18 protein-coding genes are annotated in these 22,834 nt (G+C 72.4%); 2 read left to right on the forward strand and 16 right to left on the reverse strand.

What is annotated here, in order from left to right:
* Nucleotides 1-198 precede the first annotated feature (198 nt).
* Nucleotides 199-3,381 carry an isoleucine--tRNA ligase gene (gene ileS / locus IAG43_RS07745; RefSeq protein WP_187740018.1) on the forward strand — a complete coding sequence of 1,061 codons (3,183 nt, stop codon included), beginning with the start codon at nt 199-201 and terminating at the stop codon, nt 3,379-3,381.
* Nucleotides 3,382-3,911: 530 nt separating this feature from the next.
* Here ileS and IAG43_RS07750 read toward each other — a convergent pair.
* The 16 genes from IAG43_RS07750 to rsmH all read right to left on the reverse strand — a co-directional run bounded on the left by IAG43_RS07750 (nt 3,912) and on the right by rsmH (nt 21,750).
* On the reverse strand, nt 3,912-5,018 hold the full coding sequence (locus IAG43_RS07750; RefSeq protein ID WP_187740019.1) for a DivIVA domain-containing protein: 1,107 nt from the start codon (nt 5,016-5,018) through the stop codon (nt 3,912-3,914).
* A 49-nt stretch (nt 5,019-5,067) separates the two neighbouring features.
* Nucleotides 5,068-5,364, reverse strand: coding sequence for a YggT family protein (locus tag IAG43_RS07755; protein WP_018848748.1), 297 nt, complete (start codon nt 5,362-5,364; stop codon nt 5,068-5,070).
* A gap of 70 nt (nt 5,365-5,434) precedes the next feature.
* Nucleotides 5,435-6,040: a cell division protein SepF gene (locus IAG43_RS07760; RefSeq protein WP_187740020.1), complete on the reverse strand. Its 606-nt coding sequence runs from the start codon at nt 6,038-6,040 to the stop codon at nt 5,435-5,437.
* 124 nt (nt 6,041-6,164) lie between these two features.
* Complete coding sequence (locus tag IAG43_RS07765; RefSeq protein ID WP_187740021.1) at nt 6,165-6,884, reverse strand: YggS family pyridoxal phosphate-dependent enzyme; 720 nt, start codon at nt 6,882-6,884, stop codon at nt 6,165-6,167.
* Nucleotides 6,881-7,630 carry a peptidoglycan editing factor PgeF gene (gene pgeF, locus IAG43_RS07770; protein ID WP_187740022.1) on the reverse strand — a complete coding sequence of 250 codons (750 nt, stop codon included), beginning with the start codon at nt 7,628-7,630 and terminating at the stop codon, nt 6,881-6,883. Before pgeF ends, IAG43_RS07765 begins: the two co-directional genes overlap by 4 nt.
* A complete protein-coding gene (gene ftsZ / locus IAG43_RS07775; protein ID WP_187740023.1) occupies nt 7,627-8,832 on the reverse strand; it encodes a cell division protein FtsZ in 1,206 nt (401 codons plus the stop codon). Before ftsZ ends, pgeF begins: the two co-directional genes overlap by 4 nt.
* A 285-nt stretch (nt 8,833-9,117) precedes the next feature.
* Nucleotides 9,118-9,957 (reverse strand): cell division protein FtsQ/DivIB, encoded by an 840-nt coding sequence (locus IAG43_RS07780; protein ID WP_187740024.1) that lies wholly within the window; start codon nt 9,955-9,957, stop codon nt 9,118-9,120.
* Between the two features lie 13 nt (nt 9,958-9,970).
* Entirely contained in the window at nt 9,971-11,065 is a 1,095-nt protein-coding gene (gene murG, locus IAG43_RS07785) for an undecaprenyldiphospho-muramoylpentapeptide beta-N-acetylglucosaminyltransferase (RefSeq protein WP_187740025.1), read from the reverse strand.
* 6 nt (nt 11,066-11,071) lie between these two features.
* Nucleotides 11,072-12,427, reverse strand: a complete 1,356-nt coding sequence (gene ftsW / locus IAG43_RS07790; protein WP_246574713.1) for a putative lipid II flippase FtsW — start codon at nt 12,425-12,427, stop codon at nt 11,072-11,074.
* A 197-nt stretch (nt 12,428-12,624) separates the two neighbouring features.
* On the reverse strand, nt 12,625-14,052 hold the full coding sequence (gene murD, locus IAG43_RS07795; RefSeq protein ID WP_187740027.1) for a UDP-N-acetylmuramoyl-L-alanine--D-glutamate ligase: 1,428 nt from the start codon (nt 14,050-14,052) through the stop codon (nt 12,625-12,627).
* Nucleotides 14,034-15,104, reverse strand: coding sequence for a phospho-N-acetylmuramoyl-pentapeptide-transferase (mraY, locus tag IAG43_RS07800; RefSeq protein ID WP_187740028.1), 1,071 nt, complete (start codon nt 15,102-15,104; stop codon nt 14,034-14,036). The genes murD and mraY overlap by 19 nt, the downstream gene beginning before the upstream one ends.
* Nucleotides 15,101-16,519, reverse strand: coding sequence for a UDP-N-acetylmuramoyl-tripeptide--D-alanyl-D-alanine ligase (locus tag IAG43_RS07805; protein WP_187740029.1), 1,419 nt, complete (start codon nt 16,517-16,519; stop codon nt 15,101-15,103). The genes mraY and IAG43_RS07805 overlap by 4 nt, the downstream gene beginning before the upstream one ends.
* A gap of 4 nt (nt 16,520-16,523) precedes the next feature.
* Nucleotides 16,524-18,224: a UDP-N-acetylmuramoyl-L-alanyl-D-glutamate--2,6-diaminopimelate ligase gene (locus IAG43_RS07810; protein WP_187740030.1), complete on the reverse strand. Its 1,701-nt coding sequence runs from the start codon at nt 18,222-18,224 to the stop codon at nt 16,524-16,526.
* A gap of 16 nt (nt 18,225-18,240) precedes the next feature.
* Nucleotides 18,241-20,193, reverse strand: a complete 1,953-nt coding sequence (locus tag IAG43_RS07815; RefSeq protein WP_187740031.1) for a peptidoglycan D,D-transpeptidase FtsI family protein — start codon at nt 20,191-20,193, stop codon at nt 18,241-18,243.
* A 4-nt stretch (nt 20,194-20,197) separates the two neighbouring features.
* Complete coding sequence (ftsL, locus tag IAG43_RS07820; protein WP_425508579.1) at nt 20,198-20,728, reverse strand: cell division protein FtsL; 531 nt, start codon at nt 20,726-20,728, stop codon at nt 20,198-20,200.
* Between the two features lie 47 nt (nt 20,729-20,775).
* On the reverse strand, nt 20,776-21,750 hold the full coding sequence (gene rsmH / locus IAG43_RS07825) for a 16S rRNA (cytosine(1402)-N(4))-methyltransferase RsmH (protein ID WP_187740032.1): 975 nt from the start codon (nt 21,748-21,750) through the stop codon (nt 20,776-20,778).
* Nucleotides 21,751-22,124: 374 nt separating this feature from the next.
* Between rsmH and IAG43_RS07830 the strand changes: the two genes are divergently transcribed.
* A complete protein-coding gene (locus IAG43_RS07830) occupies nt 22,125-22,670 on the forward strand; it encodes a beta-class carbonic anhydrase (protein WP_187740033.1) in 546 nt (181 codons plus the stop codon).
* The last annotated feature ends 164 nt before the right edge of the window (nt 22,671-22,834 follow it).

Genomic DNA, 22,834 nt, shown 5'->3' on the forward strand with positions numbered 1-22,834 from the left:
CGGGGGCGAGCGCGAGGCGAAGCATCACCCCGGAGCCGCCGGAAGAAAGCCGCCCAGGCGAGTAGAACCGGCATCGCGACCCCAATGAGGGGGTCCGGGGCCTGCGGGCCCGGGGCCAAGGAGGGTGGTACCGCGGGAGCGCAGCGTTGGCTCTCGTCCCTCCGACGGAACGAGCGAGATGTCCGCCGGAGGAGACCGATGACGCCGCCGCAGTACCGCCAGGTACCCGCCCAGGTAGACCTGCCCGCGCTCGAGCACGCCGTGCTCGACTTCTGGCGCGAGGGCAAGATCTTCGCCAAGACCCTGGAGCAGTCCGAGGGACGCCCCGAGTGGGTCTTCTACGAGGGTCCGCCCACGGCCAACGGCATGCCCGGCGCGCACCACATCGAGGCCCGCGTCTTCAAGGACGTCTTCCCGCGCTTCCGCACCATGCGCGGCTACCACGTCGCCCGCAAGGCCGGCTGGGACTGCCACGGCCTGCCGGTCGAGCTCGCCGTCGAGAAGGAGCTCGGCTTCTCCGGCAAGAAGGACATCGAGGCCTACGGCATCGCCGAGTTCAACGCCAAGTGCCGTGAGTCGGTGACCCGGCACACGGACGCGTTCGCCGAGCTGACGACGCGCATGGGCTACTGGACCGACATGGACGACCCGTACCGGACGATGGACCCGGACTACATCCAGTCCGTGTGGTGGTCGCTGAAGCAGATCTTCGACAAGGGCCTGCTGGTCCAGGACCACCGGGTCGCCCCGTGGTGTCCGCGCTGCGGCACCGGGCTCTCCGACCACGAGCTGGCGCAGGGCTACGAGACGGTCGTGGACCCGTCGGTCTACGTGCGCTTCCCGCTGACCTCCGGCCCGCTGGCGGGCGAGGCGGCCCTGGTGGTGTGGACGACCACCCCGTGGACGCTGGTGTCCAACACGGCGGTCGCCGCCCACCCCGAGGTCACGTACGTGGTGGCGCGCAGGACCGGCGACGAGGACTCCGAGAGGCTGGTCGTCGCCGAGCCGCTGCTGGAGAAGGCGCTGGGCGAGGGCTGGGAGGCGACCGGGCAGTCGTTCACCGGCGCCGAGATGGAGCGCTGGACGTACCAGCGGCCCTTCGAGCTGGTGGAGTTCCCGAGCGTAGGCGAGGGAACCGGCAAGGGCAGCCCGTCCGGGGCCCACTACGTGGTCAACGCCGAGTACGTCACCACCGAGGACGGCACGGGTCTGGTCCACCAGTCCCCCGCGTTCGGTGAGGAGGACCTCAAGGTCTGCCGCTCCTACGGGCTGCCGGTCGTCAACCCGGTCCGCCCCGACGGCACCTTCGAGGAGGACGTGCCGCTCGTCGGCGGCGTCTTCTTCAAGAAGGCCGACGAAGCCCTGACCGCCGACCTGCAGGCACGCGGGCTGCTGTTCAAGCACATCCCGTACGAGCACAGCTACCCGCACTGCTGGCGCTGCCACACGGCGCTGCTCTACTACGCGCAGCCCTCCTGGTACATCCGCACCACGGCGGTCAAGGACCGCCTGCTCGCCGAGAACGAGGCGACCAACTGGTTCCCCGACTCGGTCAAGCAGGGCCGGTACGGGGACTGGCTGAACAACAACATCGACTGGGCGCTCTCCCGGAACCGCTACTGGGGGACCCCGCTGCCGATCTGGCGCTGCGAGGACGACCACCTCACCTGCGTCGGCTCGCTCGCCGAGCTGACCGAGCTGACCGGCGCCGACCAGTCGGGCCTCGACCCGCACCGCCCGTACATCGACGACGTCACCTTCGCCTGCCCGCAGTGCTCCGCCACCGCGACGCGCGTCCCGGAGGTCATCGACGCCTGGTACGACTCCGGTTCGATGCCCTTCGCGCAGTGGGGCTACCCCTACAAGAACAAGGACGTCTTCGAGAAGCGCTACCCGGCGCAGTTCATCTCGGAGGCCATCGACCAGACCCGCGGCTGGTTCTACACGCTGATGGCCGTCGGCACGCTGGTCTTCGACAAGTCCTCGTACGAGAACGTGGTCTGCCTCGGGCACATCCTGGCCGAGGACGGCCGCAAGATGTCCAAGCACCTGGGCAACATCCTCCAGCCGATCCCGCTGATGGACCAGCACGGCGCCGACGCCGTGCGCTGGTTCATGGCGGCCGGCGGCTCGCCGTGGGCCGCCCGGCGCGTGGGGCACGGCACGATCCAGGAGGTCGTGCGCAAGACCCTGCTGACGTACTGGAACACCGTCGCCTTCCAGGCGCTGTACGCCCGTACGTCGAACTGGGCGCCCTCCGCGGCCGATCCGGCGCCCGCCGACCGCACGGTCCTCGACCGGTGGCTGCTGAGCGAGCTGCACGCGCTGGTGGACCAGGTGACCTCGGCGCTGGAGGCGTACGACACCCAGCGCGCGGGGAAGCTGCTCTCGGCGTTCGTCGACGACCTCTCCAACTGGTATGTGCGCCGCTCCCGCCGCCGCTTCTGGCAGGGCGACAAGGCCGCTCTGCGCACCCTCCACGAGGTCGTGGAGACCGTGACGCGTCTGATGGCGCCGCTCACCCCGTTCATCACCGAGCGGGTCTGGCAGGACCTGGTCGTGCCGGTCACCCCGGACGCGCCCGAGTCGGTGCACCTGTCCTCCTGGCCGGTCGCCGACCTGGACGCGATCGACCCGGCGCTGTCGCAGCAGATGGTGCTCGTGAGGCGTCTGGTGGAGCTGGGACGGGCGACGCGTGCGGAGTCCGGCGTCAAGACCCGCCAGCCGCTGTCGCGCGCCCTGGTGGCCGTCTCCGGCTTCGAGACCCTCTCCCCCGAGCTGCACGCGCAGATCACCGAGGAGCTGAACGTCTCCTCCCTCGCGTCGCTCTCCGAGGTCGGCGGCTCGCTGGTCGACACCACGGCGAAGGCCAACTTCCGCGCGCTGGGCAAGCGTTTCGGCAAGGGCGTCCAGGACGTGGCCAAGGCGGTCGCCGCGGCCGACGCCGCCGCGCTCTCGCTGGCGCTGCGCTCCGGTGAGGCGACGCTGGAGGTGGGCGGCGAGACGATCTCCCTCTCCCCGGAGGAGGTCATCATCACCGAGACCCCGCGCGAGGGCTGGTCCGTGGCATCGGACGCGGGGGCGACCGTCGCCCTCGACCTGGAGATCACGCCGGAACTGCGGCGTGCGGGTCTGGCGCGCGACGCGATCCGCCTGATCCAGGAGGCCCGCAAGAACAGCGGCCTGGACGTGGCGGACCGGATCGCGCTGCGCTGGTCCTCCTCCGACCCGGAGGTGGCCTCCGCCCTGGCCGACCACGCGACGCTGATCGCGGACGAGGTGCTGGCGACGGACTTCGCCACCGGGGAGGCGGACGCGTCCTACGGCGACGCCTTCACCGACGAGGGCCTCTCCCTGACGTTCCGCCTCCGCAAGGTCTGACGCCACGGCGTCCCGAGGGCCCGGCAGCCGCCCGCTGCCGGGCCCTCGCCCGTCCCGGGGCAGACCTCCCGGCCGGCGGGAAGTCCGGCCCGCGCCCGGGGCCGGCTCCCCGGGCAGCGGCCCCCCCATGCCGGCCCGTCCGAGGGCTCCCCTCCCGGGCAACGGCCCGGCCGCCCCGGCCCGTCCCGCGACCGAGGACACGGCGCGCAGCGACGTGCACCATCACCCGGGCCGGCGGCCCCGTGACCTCACGCCCTCCGGCGGGGGCTCCGTCCCCGCACCCCCGCGCCTCAGACGCCGGCGAGGCTGACCATCCCGCCCGCCCCGCCGAGGAGTCCGAGGCCCCGCAGCCGGACTGCAGGGGCAGAAGCCCCTGCCGTCGTCGCCTGGGGCGCAAGCCCCCGCCCGCCAGGGCCCACCCGGGGCGGGCGCGGGGGCGGCGCGCGCAAAGGGCCGGGCCCGGAGCACGTGGTGTGCTTCCGGGCCCGGCCCTTGTGTCTGCCGACGGTTGCGCCGTTACGCGCGCGGCGTCAGTTGTCGTCCTCGTCGATGAGGAAGCCCCGCATCGGCGACGGCGCCTGCTGCATCGGCTGCGGCGCCTGCGGCCGGACCGGTGCCATCGGCTGGGTCATGGCCGGGGACATCTGCTGCTGACCGCCGTAGGACGGGCCGGACGGCGAGGGGCCGTGGCCGCCCATCGTCTGGTTGCCGCCGTAGGACGGGGCGCTCGCGCCGGCCGGTGCCATGGAGGGCGCCGGGGACGGCGGGAGCGAGGCCGCGGCGGGGGTGCGCGGCGGGGCCAGCGAGTCGTCGGCCTGGGTCTCCAGCTGGCGCAGCTGCGACTCCAGGTACGACTTCAGGCGCGTGCGGTACTCGCGCTCGAAGCCCCGCAGGTCCTCGACCTTGCGCTCCAGCGTGGCGCGCGCGGACTCCAGGGAGCCCATGGCCACGCGGTGCTTCTCCTGTGCGTCCCGCTCCAGGGCGTCGGCCTTGGCGCGGGCGTCGCGCTCGAGGCCCTCGGCGCGCGAACGCGCCTCGCCGACGATCTTGTTGGCCTCGGAGCGGGCCTCGGCGATCGCCTGGTCGGCGGTCTGCTGGGCCAGCGAGAGGACACGGGCCGCGCTGTCGCCGCCGGGACCCTGGCCCATCGGACCGGGGCCCTGCGGGCCGCCGTGGCCCATGGGGCCGCCCATCGGACCGCCCATGGGGCCGCCCTGCATCGGACCGGGGCCCATGGGGCCGCCGGGACCCTGACCCATCGGGCCGGGGCCCTGCGGGCCGCCGTGGCTGGGACCGGCCGGCAGCTGCGGAGCACCACCGGGCAGCTGGGGCGGGCCCATCTGCGGGGGCTGCTGCTGGACGGGGGGTCCGGATATGGCGGCGGGCACGGGGGCGCCGGGACCGCGGCCGTCCTGCGGCTCCGGGGGTTTGCGCATGCCCTGCTGCTGCTGGTTCTGCGCGGCCGCACGGGTCGCGGCGGCCAGCTTGGCGCGCAGGTCCTCGTTCTCGCGGAGCAGACGGGTCAGCTCGGCTTCGACCTCGTCGAGGAAGGCATCGACCTCGTCCTCGTCATAGCCTTCTCGGAGGCGGACGGTCGTGAACTGCTTGTTCCGCACGTCCTCGGGGGTCAGCGGCATCTCTTCTTCACCTCTACGTAGTCGTCGGCAGTCGGCAGGACCGTATCGCTCACATCGAGCTCCCCACGCCGCGAACGACGGAGATCAGGATGTAGACGATGATCATCAGAACGAAGAAGGACAGGTCGAGTGCCACGCCCCCGAGACGCAACGGCGGGATGAACCGCCGAAGAAGCTTGAGCGGTGGATCGGTGACAGTGTAGGTGGCCTCCAGAACGACCACCATCGCCTTGCCGGGTTGCCATGAACGTGCGAACTGGAAGACGTAGTCCATGACCAGCCGGAAGATCAACACGACCAGGAAGCACATCAGCGCGATGTAGATCACTTGTAGTGCGACGCCCATCCCGCGCTTCCCTCTCCCCTGGTCTCTCGTGTTGCCGGCCGTGCGGCCGGGTCGTTCCCGGAGTCTTTCCTCAGCTCTGGTTGAAGAATCCGCCCTCTGCGATGCGGGCCTTGTCCTCAGCCGTGACATCGACGTTAGCAGGCGACAACAGGAACACCTTCTGCGTCACTCGTTCAATGCTGCCATGCAGGCCGAAGACGAGTCCCGCGGCAAAGTCGACAAGTCGCTTCGCGTCGGTGTCGTCCATCTCCGTGAGGTTCATGATCACCGGGGTGCCCTCACGGAAGTGTTCCCCGATGGTACGGGCCTCGTTGTAGGTCCGGGGGTGCAGCGTGGTGATGCGGTAGGGCTCCCGCTCGGACACGGCCTTGGGCATGATCACCGGTGCGTTCTTCTCCAGGCTCGGACGTTCAGGTGTGATGGATGCCACGGGGGCGATACGCGCCGGGCGCGGGCTCTCGACCGGCAGGGCGACGGGCTCGCGGGGTGCGGGCGGGGCGGCCACGCGGACCGGCTCCTCCCGCTCGATCTGGTGCGGGGGTGCGTGCCGCCGGTGGTCGCGCTCCGGCTCGGGCTCGGGTTCGAAGTCGTCATCGGGGTCGAAGCCCCGGCCGTCGTACCCATCGTCCTCCACGAGGCCGAGGTAGACCGCCATCTTGCGCATAGCGCCGGCCATTCTCTGAGTCCTCCGCTCTGTGGTGGATCGGCAATCGTCACCAAGTGCCCGTATCCACTCGGCCCGCCCCGCTTTCGGCGGGAATGACCATATTTTCTACTGTGGTCCGACTTGCTTCGCGACGTTACCGGAGCCTCGGTCGGACTCCGAGTACCGCAGTGCCGACGCGCACATGTGTCGCTCCCGCCGCCACGGCCTGCTCGAGGTCCGCACTCATCCCTGCTGACACCATGTTCGCAGCCGGATGAGCCGCGCGCAGGCCGGATGAGAATTCCATCAGCCGCTCGAACGCCGCCTGTTGCCGCCCCGCATAGGGGCCGGCCAGCGGCGCGACGGTCATCAGCCCGCCGAGCCGCAGTCCCGGTGCGGCGGCCACCGCGTCCGCCAACTCCTCGATCCGGTCCGGCGCGACGCCGCCGCGCTCCCCCTGCCGCCCGGACTCCGCGTCGAGCGCGACCTGGACCAGGCAGCCGATCTCGCGGTCCGCCCGGACCGCCGCGGCCGAGAGGGCGGAGACGAGCTTCGGCCGGTCGACGGACTGCACGACATCGGCGTAACCCGCCACGGAACGGACTTTGTTGGTCTGGAGCTGGCCGACGAAATGCCACCGGATGTCCAGATCCGCACAGGCCGCGGCTTTCGGGGCCGCGTCCTGGTCACGGTTCTCCGCCATGTGACGCACCCCGAGTCCGTGCAGGATCCGCACATCGGAGGCGGGGTAGGTCTTGGTGACCACGATCAGCGTCACCTCGCCGCGGTCGCGTCCGGCGGCCGCGCAGGCGGCGGCGATCCGCTCCTCCACCCGCGCCAGGTTGTCGGCGAGTTCGGTGCTGCGGTCCGTCATGACCCATCCCGGCTTTCGAGCCAGACGTATCCGGCGAGCCGCCCGGTGGTCCGGTCACGGCGGTACGAGTAGTGGTCGCGCGATTCCAGGGTGCAGATCCCGGACGCGCGGCGGTCGGTGACGCCGAGCGCGGCGAGCTGGGCGTGCACCGCGGCGGTCACGTCGACGGCGGGAGTGCCCCAGCTCGTCTCGGACCAGGCGGCCGGTTCCACTTCGGCGACGTCCGCCCGCATCTGCTCGGGAACCTCGTAGCAACGGCCGCAGACGGCGGGGCCGGTGCGCGCGACGATGCGTGCCGGTTCGGCGCCGAGCGCGGTCATCGCCGCCACGGTCGCGGGGACGATGCCGGCGACCGTGCCGGGCCGGCCGGCGTGCGCGGCGGCGGCGACGCCCGCCACCGGGTCGGCCAGCAGGACGGGGGTGCAGTCCGCGGTGAGCACCGCGAGCGCCAGACCGCGCCGGGCGGTGACCACCCCGTCGACGGACGGGACGGGCGCGTCCCCCCACGGGCCGTCGACCACCGCGACGTCCTTGCCGTGCACCTGGTTCATCCAGACGACCTGGTCCGGGTCGATGCCCAGGGACCGGGCGGCGGCGGCGCGGTTGGCCCGGACGGCGTCCGGGTCGTCGCCGACCGCGCCGCCGAGGTTGAGCTCCTCGTACGGAGCGGCGCTCACCCCGCCCCACCTGTCGGTGAAGGCGAAGCGGGCGCCGCTCGCGTGTATCGCGTCGTGCTCCACGGTCACTTCAGGAAGTCGGGGACGTCCAGCTCTTCGGCCTGGGTGTCGTACGGACGGGCCGAGGGGACCTGGGGCGGGGACGACGGGGAGATCGTGTCGCCGGAGACCGGGGCGGGCTCGGCGGGTGCCGGGGGCTCCTCGCGCACGGGCACCGTGCCCAGACCGCTCGCGGGGCGCACCGGCTCGGGGCGCTGCGGCGGGGCCTGCTCCTCGCGCTTGGCGGAAGCGGAGCCGATGACGTTCTCCCGGCGGGTCGGCGGCTGTCCGCCGTCGAAGCCGGCCGCGATGACCGTGACCCGGACCTCGTCGCCGAGCGCGTCGTCGATGACGGCGCCGAAGATGATGTTGGCCTCGGGGTGGGCCGCCTCGCTCACCAGCTGGGCGGCCTCGTTGATCTCGAAGAGGCCGAGGTCGCTGCCGCCCGAGATGGAGAGCAGCACGCCGCGGGCGCCGTCGATGGACGCCTCCAGCAGCGGGGAGGAGATGGCCATCTCCGCGGCGGCCACGGCGCGGTCGTCGCCGCGGGCGGAGCCGATGCCCATCAGGGCCGACCCGGCCTCGGACATCACGGACTTGACGTCGGCGAAGTCGAGGTTGATCAGGCCGGGGGTGGTGATGAGGTCGGTGATGCCCTGGACACCCGAGAGCAGCACCTGGTCCGCGGACTTGAAGGCGTCGAGGACGCTCACCTGCCGGTCCGAGATGGACAGCAGGCGGTCGTTGGGGATGACGATGAGGGTGTCGACCTCTTCGCGGAGCTCGGCGATGCCGTCCTCCGCCTGGTTGGCGCGCCGGCGTCCCTCGAAGGTGAAGGGGCGGGTGACGACGCCGATGGTCAGGGCGCCGAGCGAGCGCGCGATGTTGGCGACGACGGGGGCGCCGCCGGTGCCGGTGCCGCCGCCTTCTCCCGCGGTGACGAAGACCATGTCGGCCCCCTTGAGGACCTCCTCGATCTCCTCGCGGTGGTCCTCTGCCGCCTTGCGACCGACTGCCGGGTTGGCTCCGGCGCCGAGGCCCCGGGTGAGTTCGCGGCCGACGTCGAGCTTGACGTCGGCGTCGCTCATCAACAGCGCTTGCGCGTCCGTGTTGATCGCGATGAACTCGACGCCTTTGAGACCGACCTCGATCATTCGGTTGATGGCATTGACACCACCGCCGCCGACACCGATGACCTTGATGACTGCGAGGTAGTTCTGCGGTGCTGCCACGTCGAAGGCCTCTCGCCTCGAGTTACGTGTCGACGCCTCGCGGGACCGCGGTGCGCCGACTGATGTCGAATGGGGACGGCCCGACCAGCCCGGCTGCCGACCCGAACCCTAACGGTGAAGTTTAGGGTTATCAGTGTGTCTGTTCCCTGGACTCTTCCGAACAGGACACTAAGTCGACACGAGGCGCCCGTTCAACGAACACGCCGAACCTCCCGTTTTTCTTTTCACCCTATGTGATCACGCCGCTCGATGCGCAACCAGGGTGCTGGCCTGCGCAGATGTGCGTCAACTCCCCGCTGCGGCAGGGGCGGTGGGGGCGCTCACGTCGAACTGACGCGCACCGGGAGACGCTTTCATCAGCGCCGCGAGTGTGCGAGCCTTCGCCGGGCCGTGCTCGGAACTCCCCCACAGCACCCGCCGGTCGCCCGTGAGCCGCAGGGAGATGTCGTCGTAGGACCGCACCTCCAGGGACGCGGTCTCGCGCACCACCCGGGCGGGCAGATCGCCGCGCACCGCCACCGCCTCGGTGAGCAGCCGGTCGGCGTCGAACCGTGCGGCGCCGGGTGATCCGGCGAGGTCGAGGCGGACGAGCGGCACACCGCGGGGCGCCTTGTCGGCCGTGGCGAACTGCACGCCCTCCGCGTCCACTTCGGCGAACCGCGCGCCCTTCTCCAGGGCCAGGACCGCGGTCCGCTCGACCACCCGCAGCTCGATGGCGTGCGGCCAGGACCGCACGGCCTCGACGGAGGCGATGCGCGGCATCGCCTCGCGCAGCCTGGCCTCCACGGCGTCGGTGTCGACGGAGGCCAGCGGGGCGCCGACCGGCACCGCCGCCGCCTCCTCGACCTGCCGCGGGGTGAGCACGTCGGTGCCCGTGGCCCGTACCTCCTCGGTGCGCAGCCAGGAGGACCCGTAGAGGGCCCACACGGCGCCGGCCGCGAGGAGCACCGCGGCGACGCAGCCGATCAGCGCACGGCGCAGCAGGATCCGCCGCCGGACGGGGTCGCGTCCGGGGGGCCGCCCCCCGGACGCGTCCGGTCCGCCCGGCCCGGCGGGTCCGCCGGAGGTGTCCGATCTCTCGGGGGGATGCTCCGCGCCGCGCTCGGCGGTGGTCGGTCCGGCCACGGTCCCTGCCTTCTCACGCCTGGCGGCGTGCCGCAATCGCCTCGTACACCATGCCGACGAGCAGGTCGTCGGCGTCCCGGCGGCCGAACTCGGCGGCCGCACGCGACATCTCGTACAACCGGTGCGGATCGGCCAGCACGGGAAGGACGTTGCCGTGGACCCACTCGGGGGTCAGCTCGGCGTCGTCCACCAGCAGGCCGCCGCCCGCCTTGACCACCGGCTGGGCGTTGAGCCGCTGTTCGCCGTTGCCGATCGGCAGCGGGACGTAGGCGGCGGGCAGGCCGACGGCGGAGAGTTCGGCGACGGTCATCGCGCCCGCGCGGCAGAGCATCATGTCGGCCGCGGCGTACGCGAGGTCCATCCGGTCCACGTACGGTACCGGCACATAGGGCGGCATCCCGGGCATGTTGTCCACGCGCGGCACCTCGTTCTTCGGGCCGACCGCGTGGAGGATCTGGATCCCGGAGCGCTGGAGGACCGGCGCGATCTGCTGGACGACCTCGTTGAGACGGCGCGCGCCCTGCGAGCCGCCGGACACGAGGAGCGTCGGCAGATTGGGGTCGAGCCCGAACGCCGCACGCGCCTCGGGGCGCACCCGGGCGCGGTCGAGGGTCGCGATCGAGTGCCGCAACGGGATGCCGATGTAGCGGGAGTTGCGCAGCTTGCTGTCCGGGGTGGCGACGGCCACGCCCGCCGCGTAGCGGGAGCCGATCTTGTTGGCGAGGCCGGGGCGGGCGTTGGCCTCGTGCACGACGATCGGCACGCCCAGCCGCTTGGCGGCGAGGTAGCCCGGCAGGGCGACGTAGCCGCCGAAGCCGACGACGCAGTCGGCCTTGGTGCGCTCCAGGATCTGCTCGGCGGCCTTGATGGTGCCGCGCAGCCGTCCGGGGACGGTGATCAGCTCGGGTGTGGGCTTGCGCGGCAGCGGGACCGCGGGGATGAGCGCCAGCTCGTAACCGCGCTCGGGGACGAGCCTGGTCTCCAGTCCGCGCTCCGTGCCGAGGGCCGTGATGCCCACGGTCGGGTCCTGCCTGCGCAGGGCGTCCGCGAGGGCGAGCGCGGGCTCGATGTGGCCGGCGGTCCCCCCACCGGCGAGTACGACATGCACCGAAATTCACCGCTCTCCGGACGGACGCTTCTTCTCGCGCCGTCTCATCGACTTCCATCTCACCCCGGGCCTCCGCGCGGCCAGGGCCGCCTTCGCGGCCGGATCCTGTCGCGCGAACGCGATCAGCAGCCCCACGGCGAACATCGTCGGCAGCAGGGCCGACCCGCCGTAGGAGAACAGCGGGAGCGGCACCCCGGCGATCGGCAGCAGGCCGAGCACCGCACCGATGTTGACCACGGCCTGCGCCGTGACCCACGTGGTCACGCCTCCCGCCGCGTACCTCACGAAGGGGTCCTCCGTGCGTCCGGCGACGCGGATACCCGCATAGCCTAGAGCCGCGAAGAGGGCGAGCACCGACAGCGTCCCCGCGAGGCCCAGTTCCTCCCCGGCGACGGCGAAGATGAAGTCGGTGTGCGGTTCGGGCAGTTGGCCCCATTTTTCCACACTCGCACCGAGCCCGGAACCGAACCATCCGCCAGAGGCCAGAGCATAGATGCCGTGCACGGCCTGCCAGCACTCGCCCTGCGGTCCGAGGTCGGTGGCGCCGATGCACTCCAGCCGGGACATCCGGTTCTCGCTGGTCCTGATCAGCAGCAGGCCGACCGCGACGGCGACGCCGAGCACCCCCGCGAAGAGCCGGGTGGGCGCACCCGCCAGCCACAGCAGGCCGAAAAGGATCGCGGCGAGGATGATCGCCGTGCCCATGTCGCCGCCCAGCATGATCAGGCCCAGCAGCAGGAAGGCCACCGGCACCAGCGGCACCAGCAGGTGCTTCCACTGCGTCAGCAGCCGCTTGTCCTGCTTGCGCGCGAGCAGGTCGGCGCCCCACAGGATCAGGGCCAGCTTGCCGAACTCGCTGGGCTGGAGCTGGAACGGGCCGCCGAGGTAGAGCCAGTTCTGGTTGCCGTTCACCGAGTGCCCTATCCCGGGCACCTGGACCAGCACCATGAGGAACACCGCCCCCATGAGCAGCGGGTACGACAGGGCGCGGTGCAGCCGCACGGGCATCCGGGACGCCAGCAGCAGCAGCACGGCGCCGATCGTGGCGGCGAGGAACTGCTTGCGGAAGAAGTACGCGGCCGGCAGGGAGTACTCCAGCGCCTGGATCATCGACGCGGAGTAGACCATGACGAGGCCCAGCACGGTGATCAGCAGGCTGCTGCCCAGGATCAGGTAGTAGGCCGTCAGCGGCCGGTCCCAGGCCCGCCGTGCCTGCTCGAACAGCCGCCGGGGCCCCGTGGGGCCGCTCCGCCCGCCACCGGGGGACGCCCCCGCGCCGCCGCGCGGCGGGTTCGGCCGTGCGACGTCCCGCGCTCCGGCGCCGCTGCGCAGCGCGAGTCCCGCTCCGGCGTACGCGGGCATGCCTGCGTACGCCGGAGCGCGCAGGGTCTCCCACCACCGCCGCACGGCGCGCACCGGGGAGGCGGGCGCCGCTGCGGGCCGGTCGCGGGGCGTGCGCCCCGGACGCGCGGACGGGACCGGGGTGGAGCCGGGGGTGGTGGGCGGCATCGGTGCTGTCCCCTCCAGTCGTGCCCGGCGCCAGCCGGACCCGGTGGCTGTCAGCCGCGCTCGGCGGCGAGTGCGCGGACCGCTTCCGCGAACGCCTCGCCCCGCTTGTTGTAGTCGGTGAACATGTCCATCGAGGCGCAGGCCGGGGCCAGCAGGACCGTGTCGCCCGGCCGGGCGAGGGCCGCCGCCTCGGCGACCGCCGCGGACATCGCCCCAGTGTCGGTCCGGTCGAGGTCGACCACCGGGACCTCGGGGGCGTGTCGCGCCAGGGCCTCGCGGATGAGCGCGCGGTCCGCGCCGATCAGCACGGCGCCGCGCAGCCGCCCGGCGGAGGCCGCGACGAGCTCGTCGAAGGTGGCGCCCTTGGCGAGGCCGCCCGCGATCCAGACGATCGGCTCGTAGGCGGCCAGCGACGCCTGCGCCGCGTGGGTGTTGGTGGCCTTGGAGTCGTCGACGTACGCCACCCGGGCCACGTCCGCGACATGTTCGATGCGGTGGGCGTCGGGCCGGAAGGCGCGCAGGCCGTCGCGGACCGCGGCGGGCGCGACGCCGAAGGCGCGGGCCAGCGCGGCGGCCGCCAGGGCGTTGGCGATGTTGTGCGGCGCCGGCGGGTCGACGTCGCCGACCTCGGCCAGCTCCTGCGCCTGCTTCTGCCGGTCCGCCACGAAGGCGCGGTCGACCAGGATCCCGTCGACGACGCCGAGTTGGGACGGGCCGGGCGTGCCCAGGGTGAAGCCGATCGCCCGGCAGCCCTCCTCCACGTCCGCCTCGCGCACCAGGTCCTCGGTGGCCTTGTCGGCCGCGTTGTAGACGCAGGCGACCGTGTTGCCCTCGTAGATCCGGCCCTTGTCGGCGGCGTACGCCTCCATCGAGCCGTGCCAGTCGAGGTGGTCCGGCGCGAGGTTGAGCACGGCCGCGGAGTGGGCCCGCAGGGACGGCGCCCAGTGCAGCTGGTAGCTGGAGAGCTCGACCGCGAGGACGTCGTAGGGCTCGTCCCCGGTGACGACGTCGACGATCGGCGTGCCGATGTTGCCGATGGCCGCCGTCCGCAGGCCCGCCGCCGTCAGGATGGAGGCGAGCATGCGGGTCGTGGTGGTCTTGCCGTTGGTGCCGGTGACCGCGAGCCAGGGCGGCGCGTCCGGGCCGCGCAGCCGCCAGGCGATCTCGACGTCGCCGACGACGTCCGCACCGGCAGCCGCGGCGGCCGCGAAGAGCGGGCTGGAGGGCTTCCAGCCGGGCGAGGTGACCACCAGGTCCGTGCCCTCGGGCAGCGTCCCGGCGTCGCCGAGGCGCACCGCGATGCCCAGCGGGGCCAGTTCGGCCGCACGCGCCCGGTGCGCGTCCCCGTCGCCGCCGTCGACGACGGTCACCCGCGCGCCGAGCCCGGCCAGGGCGCGTGCGGCGCTGACGCCGCTCACGCCGAGGCCGGCGACGGTGATCTTCCTGCCCTGCCAGTCGCTCACTTGTCGGCTGCCCATCCCGCGTAGAAGAGGCCGAGACCCACGATGACGCACATGCCCTGGATGATCCAGAAGCGGACCACCACAAGGACTTCGGACCACCCCTTGAGTTCGAAGTGGTGCTGGAGCGGCGCCATCCGGAAGACCCGCTTCCCGGTCATCCGGAAGGAACCGACCTGGATCACCACGGACATGGTGATGAGGACGAACAGACCGCCGAGCAGCGCGAGCAGGAACTCGGTGCGCGAGCAGATCGCGAGGCCCGCGAGCGCGCCGCCGAGCGCCAGCGAACCGGTGTCGCCCATGAAGATCTTGGCGGGCGAGGTGTTCCACCACAGGAAGCCGAAGCAGGCGCCCATCAGGGCGGAGGCGACGACCGCGAGGTCGAGTGGGTCCCTCACCTCGAAACAGGCGTTGGGATTGGTCAGGGTCACCGCGTTGGCGCAGGACTCCTGGAACTGCCACAGCCCGATGAACGTGTAGGCGCCGAAGACCATCACCGAGGCGCCGGTGGCGAGTCCGTCCAGACCGTCCGTCAGGTTCACGCCGTTGGACATGGCGAGGATCATGAACAGCGCCCAGATCACGAACAGCACCGGCCCGATGGACCAGCCGAAGTCCGTGATGAAGGACAGCCGGGTGGAGGCCGGGGTGTTGCCGCGCGCGTCGGCGAACTGGAGGGACAGCACCGCGAAGGCGATGCCGACGATGAGCTGTCCCGCCATCTTGGCCTTGGCCCGCAGGCCGAGCGACCGCTGCTTGACGATCTTGATGTAGTCGTCGAGGAAACCGACGAGGCCCATGCCGGCCATCAGGAAGAGGACCAGGACGCCCGAGAACGTCGGGTCCTCGCCCGTGATCACCTTGGCGAGGGCGTACGCGATGAGCGTGGCGAGGATGAAGGAGATGCCACCCATGGTGGGCGTCCCCTTCTTGCTGCCGTGCGTACGCGGGCCGTCGTCCCGGATGAACTGGCCGTACCCCTTGCGGGCCAGCAGCTTGATCAGCAGCGGGGTCCCGATCAGGGTCAGGAAGAGACCGATGGCTCCCGCGAACAGGATCTGCCTCATCGGACGGCACCCTCACCCTCGAGCAGCGCCTCGGCGACCTTCTCCAGGCCGACCGACCTGGACGCCTTCACCAGCACGACGTCACCCGGGCGCAGCTCACTGCGCAACAGGTCGACCGCCGCCTGCGCGTCGGACACGTGCACCGACTCCTCACCCCACGAACCCTCGTTGTATGCGCCCAGTTGCAACCAGGACGCTTCCCTGCCCCCGACCGCGACGAGCCTGCCGACATTGAGCCGGACGGCGAGCCGCCCGACCGCGTCGTGCTCGGCGAGCGCCTCGTCCCCGAGCTCGGCCATCATGCCGAGCACCGCCCATGTACGGCCCCCCTTGGCCCGTGCTGACTCGCCCATGGCGGCCAGCGCACGCAGCGCGGCGCGCATGGACTCGGGGTTCGCGTTGTAGGCGTCGTTGACGATCGTCACGCCGTCCGGACGCTCGGTGACCTCCATACGCCAGCGGGAGAGGGTGCCCGCCTCCGAGAGCGCGAGGGCGATCTCGTCCACAGGCATGCCCAGCTCATGGGCGACGGCGGCCGCGGCGAGCGCGTTCGACACGTGGTGCTCACCGTACAGCCGCATGGTCACGTCACTGCACCCGGTGGGTGTGTGGAGCGTGAAGGAGGGCTGTCCGTGCTCCGTGAGCCGGACATTCTCGGCACGTACGGCGGCGTCCGCGGCCTCCCCGAAGAGGACGACGCGGGCCCGGGTGCGGGTGGACATGGCGCGGACGAGCGGGTCGTCGGCGTTGAGGACGGCGATGCCGCCCTCGTCCGCGGAGGGCAGGGACTCGACCAGTTCGCCCTTGGCGAGGGCGATCTGCTCGCGTCCGCCGAACTCGCCGATGTGCGCGGTGCCGACGTTGAGCACCATGCCGATCCGCGGCGGGGTCAGTTCGGTGAGGTACCGGATGTGGCCGATTCCGCGCGCCCCCATCTCCAGCACGAGATGCTCGGTCTCGGCCGTGGCGGTGAGGGCGGTGAGCGGCAGCCCGATCTCGTTGTTGAGCGAGCCCGGGGTGAAGACGGTCGGCGCCTTGCGCCGCAGCACCTGGGCCACGAGGTCCTTGGTGCTGGTCTTGCCGGCCGAGCCGGTGAGCGCGACGACCTGGGTGCCCAGGCGCTCCACCACGGCCCGTGCGAGGCGGCCGAGGGCCGCCTGGACGTCGTCGACGACGATCGCGGGCGCGGGGACGGGGCGGGCGGCCAGCACGGCGACCGCGCCCTGGGCGATGGCGCGTTCGGCGTAGTCGTGGCCGTCCACCTTGTCGCCCCTGAAGGCGGCGAAGAGGCTCCCGGGTTCGACGGCACGGGAGTCGATGACGACGGAACCGGTGACGAGAATGGCCGGATCCGGTATGTCGTGCGACTTCCCGCCGACGATTTCGGCGATCTCGGCGAGTGAGAGGGCGATCACTGGGTCATCCCTGACTGTTCTCGTTTCGGCGGGACGGTCCGTCCGGTGCGTCCCGGTGGGCGGCCAGCTCCTCGATCGCCTCGCGCAGCACGTGGCGGTCGTCGAACGGGCGGACCACCCCGGCGATGTCCTGGCCCTGCTCGTGGCCCTTGCCGGCGACGAGCACGGTGTCCCCGGCGCCGGCGCGGGCCACGGCCGCGGCGATGGCGGCGGCGCGCTCCTCGAAGACGAGGACGTCGCCGCGTTCGTACGCGGGGACCTCGGCGGCTCCCGCCAGCATGGTGGCGAGGATGGCGAGCGGGTCCTCGGAGCGGGGGTTGTCCGAGGTGAGGACGGCGGTGTCGGCAAGGCGGGCGGCGGCGGCGCCCATCGGCCGGCGTTTGGTGACGTCGCGGTCGCCGCCGCAGCCGAGGACGATGTGCAGCTTGCCCTCGGTGACCTTGCGCAGGGAGCGCAGGACCGATTCGACGGCGTCCGTCTTGTGCGCGTAGTCGACGACGGCCAGGTACGGCTGGCCCGCGTCCACGCGCTCCAGGCGGCCCGGCACGCCGGGGACGGCGGCGACGCCGTCGGCGGCGGTCTGCGGGTCGATCCCCGCGACGGCCAGGGTGGCGATCGCGGCGAGGGTGTTGGCGACGTTGAACGGGCCGGGCAGCGGGGCCGCGGCGCGCAGCCGCTCGCCCTTGGGGCCGACGACGGTGAACGTCGAGCCGATGGCGCTGACTTCGACGTCCTCGGCACGCCAGTCGGCGTCCGGGTGCCCCTCCGCGGAGAAGGTGGTGACCGGTACGGTCGCCTCCCCGACCAGCCTGCGCCCGTACTCGTCGTCGAGGTTGACGACGGCCTCGCGGCTGCGCTGCGGCGTGAACAGCTGCGCCTTCGCCTGGAAGTAGTCCTCCATGTCGGAGTGGAATTCCATGTGCTCGGGGCTGAGGTTGTTGAAGACGGCGACGTCGAAGACGCAGCCGTCGACCCGGCCGAGCACCAGCGCGTGGCTGGAGACCTCCATGGCGACGGAGTCCACGCCGCGTTCGCGCATCACGGCGAAGAGCGCCTGGAGGTCGGTGGCCTCCGGGGTGGTGCGCTCCGACTTGATGCGGTCGTCGCCGACCCGCATCTCCACCGTGCCGATCAGCCCGGTGGCGCGGCCCGCCGCACGCAGACCGCCCTCGACCAGGTAGGCCGTGGTGGTCTTGCCCGAGGTGCCGGTGATGCCGATCTGGAGCAGCTCCGCGCCCGGCCGGCCGTAGATCTCGACGGCGAGTTCGCCCATCCGGCCGCGCGGGTCGTCGACGACGAGCACGGGCAGGCCCGTGGCCGCGGCGCGTTCGGAGCCCGAGGGGTCGGTCAGGATCGCGGCGGCGCCGAGGTCGGCGGCCTGGGCCGCGAAGTCCGCGCCGTGGAAGCGGGCACCGGGCAGGGCCGCGTACACGTCACCGGGCCGAACCGCCCGGGAGTCGTGGGTGATGCCCGTGACGGCGGACCCGGCCGGGGCCCGCACGCCCAGCAGGGCCGCCAGCTCCCCGAGGTCCGTGGGGCGGGGCCGGTCCGGGCGGGGTGCTCCCGGGCGGTCGGCTGCGGGCTGGGGCGGTGAGGGCTGATCAGCGTGTGGCACGGCGGTGAGCGTACCGGGCGGGGGCGGCCCGGGGGAAAAAGAGGTGCCGGGCCCGGGGCGGTTCCCGGGGTCGGGGGTGATCGTTGTCACTGGTGGTTCCTTAGGGTCACTCGCCGGGGTCGAAGGTCACGGGCAGCCTGGCCGGTGCCTTGCCGGTGGGTGCGATCTGCAGGGTCTTCAGCGAGAACTCCATGACCTTCTGGTAGACCGGTCCACAGATCTGGCCGCCGAAGTAGCTGCCCTTGGTGGGGTTCTGGATGGCGCAGTAGACGGTGATCTCCGGGTCGTCGGCCGGGGCGAACCCGGCGAAGGACGCCGTGTAGCCCTTGTAGCGGCCGAGTTCGGGGTCCACCCGGTTGGCCGTGCCGGTCTTGCCGGCCACGCGGTATCCGGGGATGCGTGCCTTGGTGCCGGTGCCCTCCCGGTCGTCGACGACGGATTCGAGCATGGCGGCCAGCGTGTCGGCGGTCTTCTCGCTCACCACCCGGGTCTTCTCGGGCGCGGGCGCGGCGGTGAACCGGCCGTCCGGGCCCTTGGTGCCGCGCACCAGCGTCGGCTCGATGCGCACGCCGCCGTTGGCGACGGTCGAGTAGACGGAGGCGGCCTGCATGGCGTTGACCGACATGCCCTGGCCGAACGGGATCGTGTACTGCTGCGAGGTCGACCAGTCCTCGGGCGCGGCCAGGATGCCGGCGGTCTCGCCGGGGTAGCCGAGCCCGCTGGTGCTGCCCATGCCGAACTTGCGCAGGTAGGAGTGGAGCACCCGGTTGGCCTCCTGCTGGGTCTTCCCGAGCTGGCCGGTGGCGAGGATGGTGCCGATGTTGCTGGACTTGGCGAGGACGCCGTTGAGCGTGAGGTACCAGGTCGGGTGGTCGATGTCGTCCTTGAAGAGCCGGTCGCCGCGGTGCAGGCGGTTCGGGACGACGACGTGGGTGCCGGGGGTGGCCTTCTTCTCCTCCAGCACGGCCGCCATCGACATCACCTTGGCGGTGGAGCCGGGCTCGTACGCGTCCTGGAGCGCCGCGTTGCCCATGGCGGTGGCGTCGGCCTGGCCGAGGTCGTTCGGGTCGAAGCCCGGGGAGTTGGCCATGGCGAGGATCTCGCCGGTGCGGGTGTTCTGGACGATCACGTAGCCGCGGTCGGCCCGGGACGTGGCGACCTGGTCCTCGATGGCCTTCTGGGCGGCCCACTGGATGTCCCGGTCGATCGTCAGCTCGACGTCCGAGCCGGGGACGGCGGGCGTCTCCTTGGACCCGGCGGTCGGGATGCGCCGGCCGCCGGACTGGACGTAGGTGACGGTGCCGTCCCGGCCCGCGAGCGTCGTGTCGAGCAGGGACTCGATGCCTCCGCCGCCCCGGCCCTCGGCGTTGACGTATCCCAGTATCCCGGCGGCCAGCGTGCCGTTGGGGTAGACGCGCCTGCTGCTGGGCTCCTGGAAGACGCCGGCCAGCACGTTGGCGCCGGGGCCGCCCGCGGCCCGGTCGGCGGACGCCTTCTCGGCGTATACGCTCTTGAGGTCCTTGATCTGCTTCCACACCTGGGGCGTCTGGCGGCGGGCGAGGACGGCGTACCGGGAGCCGGGCTTGCGCAGCTTCTCGGCGATGACGGCGGCGTCGGTGCCGAGGATCGGCGCCAGCAGGGCGGCCGCCTGGTCCGGCGCGTCGGGGGCCTTGGCCTCCTTCGGCGTGAACATCTTGGGGTCGGCGGTGATGTCGTGGGCGTCGACGGAGATGGCGAGGGAGACGCCCGCCCGGTCGGTGATCCCGCCGCGCTCGGCGGCGAGGGTCACGCTGTCGTAGCGGTTCCTGTCCGCCTTGGCGGCGAGCGCCTCGGCGTCGACGGCCTGCACCTGGAGCAGCCGCACCACGAAGGCGATCATCACGAGGGTGAGCCCGAGGCTCACCAGACGCAGCCGCGGGCGCGGGCTGCCGAGCCGGATGGTGCGGGGCGCGGACCGGGGCGCACGGGAGGGGCGCCGGTACGGGCGTCCCGGGGGCGGCGCGGCGGGCCGCCGGGCGGGGCCCGGCACGCGGCGCCGCGGGGGTTCCTTGGGGGGCATCGCGTCACCTGCCGGTGGTCGTGGGCGTGGGGGACGGCCCGGAGGACGCGGCCGGGGCGCCCGCGGAGGGCGAGGGTGCCGCGCCGGGCTCCCCGGCGGGCGAAGCGGAGGGCGGCGCGGAGGGGGACGCGGAGGGGGACGCGGCGGAGGGCGAGGGCCGGGGCTGGGCGGTGGCCCGCCCCGGGACGCCGCGGACGGCGCCGTCGGGGCCGAGGAAGGCGGGGCTGCCGCCGGGGACCATGCCGAGTTCGCGGGCGCGGCGCTCCAGGGCGTCGGGAGCCGAGCGGCTGTCGACGTCCCGCTGGAGGGCCTGCTCCTGGTCGGTCAGCTCGGTGGTCTGCTTCTTGAGCTCGCTGAGCCGGAAGGAGCCCTGGCTGAGCGAGGAGTTGAGCAGCAGCAGGGTGATCAGGCCGCCGGACAGCAGCAGGACGACCAGCAGGACGAACGGGGTGCGCGCGGCGCTGCTGGGCCCGGACGGCATCAGCCGGGCCAGCCGCGCGGCCCGACCCCTCAGCTCCCTGGCCGCTGTGCTCACCGTGTCCTCCGCATCTCCGTGCCGACCGCGCCGACCGCCCGCTGTGCCTAGGCCACGTCCTCGCGGATGCGTTCCGCTGCCCTCAGACGCGCGGGGGCTGCCCGGCGGTTCTCGGCCACTTCTTCCTCGGTGGGGAGTTCGGCGCCGCGGGTGAGCAGCTTCAGCCGGGGCTGGTACTCCTCCGGGACCACCGGCAGTCCGGGCGGCGCGGTGTTCGCGGCGCCCGCCGCGAACACCTGCTTGACGAGGCGGTCCTCCAGCGAGTGGTACGACAGGACGGCGATGCGCCCGCCGACTCCGAGGGCCGCGACGGCGGCGGGGACGGCACGCTCCAGGACGGTGAGCTCGCCGTTGACCTCGATCCGCAGCGCCTGGAAGGTGCGCTTGGCCGGATTGCCGCCGGTCCGCTTGGCGGCCTGGGGCAGCGCGTCGCGGATCAGTTCGACGAGCCGGGCGCTGTTGGCGAACGGCTCCTTCTCGCGCTCGCGCACGATGGCGGAGACGATCCGCTTGGCCTGCTTCTCCTCGCCGTAGGCCCGCAGGATGCGCACCAGTTCGCCGGGCGGGTAGGTGTTGAGCACCTCGGCCGCGCCGACGCCCGTCGTCTGGTCCATGCGCATGTCCAGCGGGGCGTCCTGGGCGTAGGCGAACCCGCGGTCCGCCTCGTCGAGTTGCATGGAGGAGACGCCGAGGTCGAAGAGGACGCCGTCGACCCGGGGCACCCCGAGACGCGTGAGGACGTCGGGGAGTTCGTCGTAGACGGCGTGCACCAGGGTGGCGCGGTCACCGAACGGCGCGAGGCGCTCGGCCGACAGCCGCAGGGCCTCGGTGTCCCTGTCCAGCGCGATGAGCCGGGCGTCGGGGAAGCGCGTGAGCAGTGCTTCGCTGTGTCCGCCGAGGCCGAGGGTGCAGTCCACGACGACCGGCCCCTCACCGGCCGGCGCGCCGGGCCGCTGGAGGGCCGGGGCCAACAGGTCCAGGCACCGCTGGAGCATCACCGGGACGTGTCGGGTCTGGCTCATGCGCCCTCTCAGGTCCGGCGGGCGAAGCAGGGCCGGGCCGTGCGTTGCGCCGCGCACGCGGGTATGCGGGTTTGCGGGTGGTGCAGGGGAAACGCGAACTGCGGAACGACGGGACTGCGGGACTGCGGAGAAGTGCGGGAGGAAGCGGGAGGTGAGGCGGATGCCCGGATGTGCCGGGGACACCGCCGAAAGTGCTGGTGACGTCCGGAACTCCGCGTCACTTTAGTCCACGGGTGCGGCCGGTCAATCAACCGGGCAGCGCGTCGCGGGCCCGGTCCCGGGCCCTGTGGGCTGCCTCACAGACACACCGCGTTGATGTTCTTTGTCCGCTCTCACTACCGGCTCGACCGCCCTGTGACGGATACCTTCGAGCCATGTCGACTTCCACGAACGCCCCCGACGCCGCCACCGCCACCGCGACCGGCACCGTGACCGACCGCCTCGTCGAGGCCAACGCCCGCTACGCCGAGGCCTTCACGGACCCGGGCATGGACGCCCGGCCGGTCCTCCAGGTGGCCGTGGTGGCCTGCATGGACGCCCGGCTCGACCTGCACGCCGCGCTCGGCCTGCAGCTGGGCGACTGCCACACCATCCGCAACGCCGGCGGAGTCGTCACCGACGACGTGATCCGCTCGCTCACCATCAGCCAGCGGGCGCTCGGCACCCGCAGCGTGATCCTGGTGCACCACACCGGCTGCGGCCTGGAGTCCCTCACCGAGGAGTTCCGGATGGAACTGGAGGCGGAGGTCGGCCAGCGCCCGTCGTGGGCCGTCGAGGCGTTCCGCGACGTCGACCAGGACGTCCGCCAGTCGATGCAGCGGGTGCGCACCTCGCCGTTCCTGCTGCACACCGACGACATCCGCGGCTTCGTCTTCGACGTGAAGTCCGGCGCGCTGCGCGAGGTCGACCCCGCTGCGTGAGCGGCCGAGCACCCGATAAATCTGATCAAATCCGTCATTCCGCCTCCGGTTATCCACAGGCAAGTGACACAACGCGGTGACGCCAACAAGAATGCGGATGTGACGCCGGTCCGGAACGTTCCGGCGGCGGCGTCCGTATTTCTTGGTGGGCCGCGCCGTCCGTG

Source organism: Streptomyces genisteinicus, assembly GCF_014489615.1.
GTDB classification, from domain to species: domain Bacteria; phylum Actinomycetota; class Actinomycetes; order Streptomycetales; family Streptomycetaceae; genus Streptomyces; species Streptomyces genisteinicus.

What these genes read in the sequence shown, in the direction of transcription:
- IAG43_RS07765 (WP_187740021.1), bottom strand. Translation starts at nt 6,884, where the DNA reads ATGACGGACCGCAGCACCGAACTCGCCGACAACCTGGCGCGGGTGGAG.
- IAG43_RS07755 (WP_018848748.1), bottom strand. Translation starts at nt 5,364, where the DNA reads ATGGGCGTCGCACTACAAGTGATCTACATCGCGCTGATGTGCTTCCTG.
- ftsW (WP_246574713.1), bottom strand. Translation starts at nt 12,427, where the DNA reads ATGCCCGCGTACGCCGGAGCGGGACTCGCGCTGCGCAGCGGCGCCGGA.
- rsmH (WP_187740032.1), bottom strand. Translation starts at nt 21,750, where the DNA reads ATGAGCCAGACCCGACACGTCCCGGTGATGCTCCAGCGGTGCCTGGAC.
- IAG43_RS07815 (WP_187740031.1), bottom strand. Translation starts at nt 20,193, where the DNA reads ATGCCCCCCAAGGAACCCCCGCGGCGCCGCGTGCCGGGCCCCGCCCGG.
- ileS (WP_187740018.1), top strand. Translation starts at nt 199, where the DNA reads ATGACGCCGCCGCAGTACCGCCAGGTACCCGCCCAGGTAGACCTGCCC.
- IAG43_RS07750 (WP_187740019.1), bottom strand. Translation starts at nt 5,018, where the DNA reads ATGCCGCTGACCCCCGAGGACGTGCGGAACAAGCAGTTCACGACCGTC.
- mraY (WP_187740028.1), bottom strand. Translation starts at nt 15,104, where the DNA reads ATGAGGCAGATCCTGTTCGCGGGAGCCATCGGTCTCTTCCTGACCCTG.
- murD (WP_187740027.1), bottom strand. Translation starts at nt 14,052, where the DNA reads ATGGGCAGCCGACAAGTGAGCGACTGGCAGGGCAGGAAGATCACCGTC.
- IAG43_RS07830 (WP_187740033.1), top strand. Translation starts at nt 22,125, where the DNA reads ATGTCGACTTCCACGAACGCCCCCGACGCCGCCACCGCCACCGCGACC.
- IAG43_RS07760 (WP_187740020.1), bottom strand. Translation starts at nt 6,040, where the DNA reads ATGGCCGGCGCTATGCGCAAGATGGCGGTCTACCTCGGCCTCGTGGAG.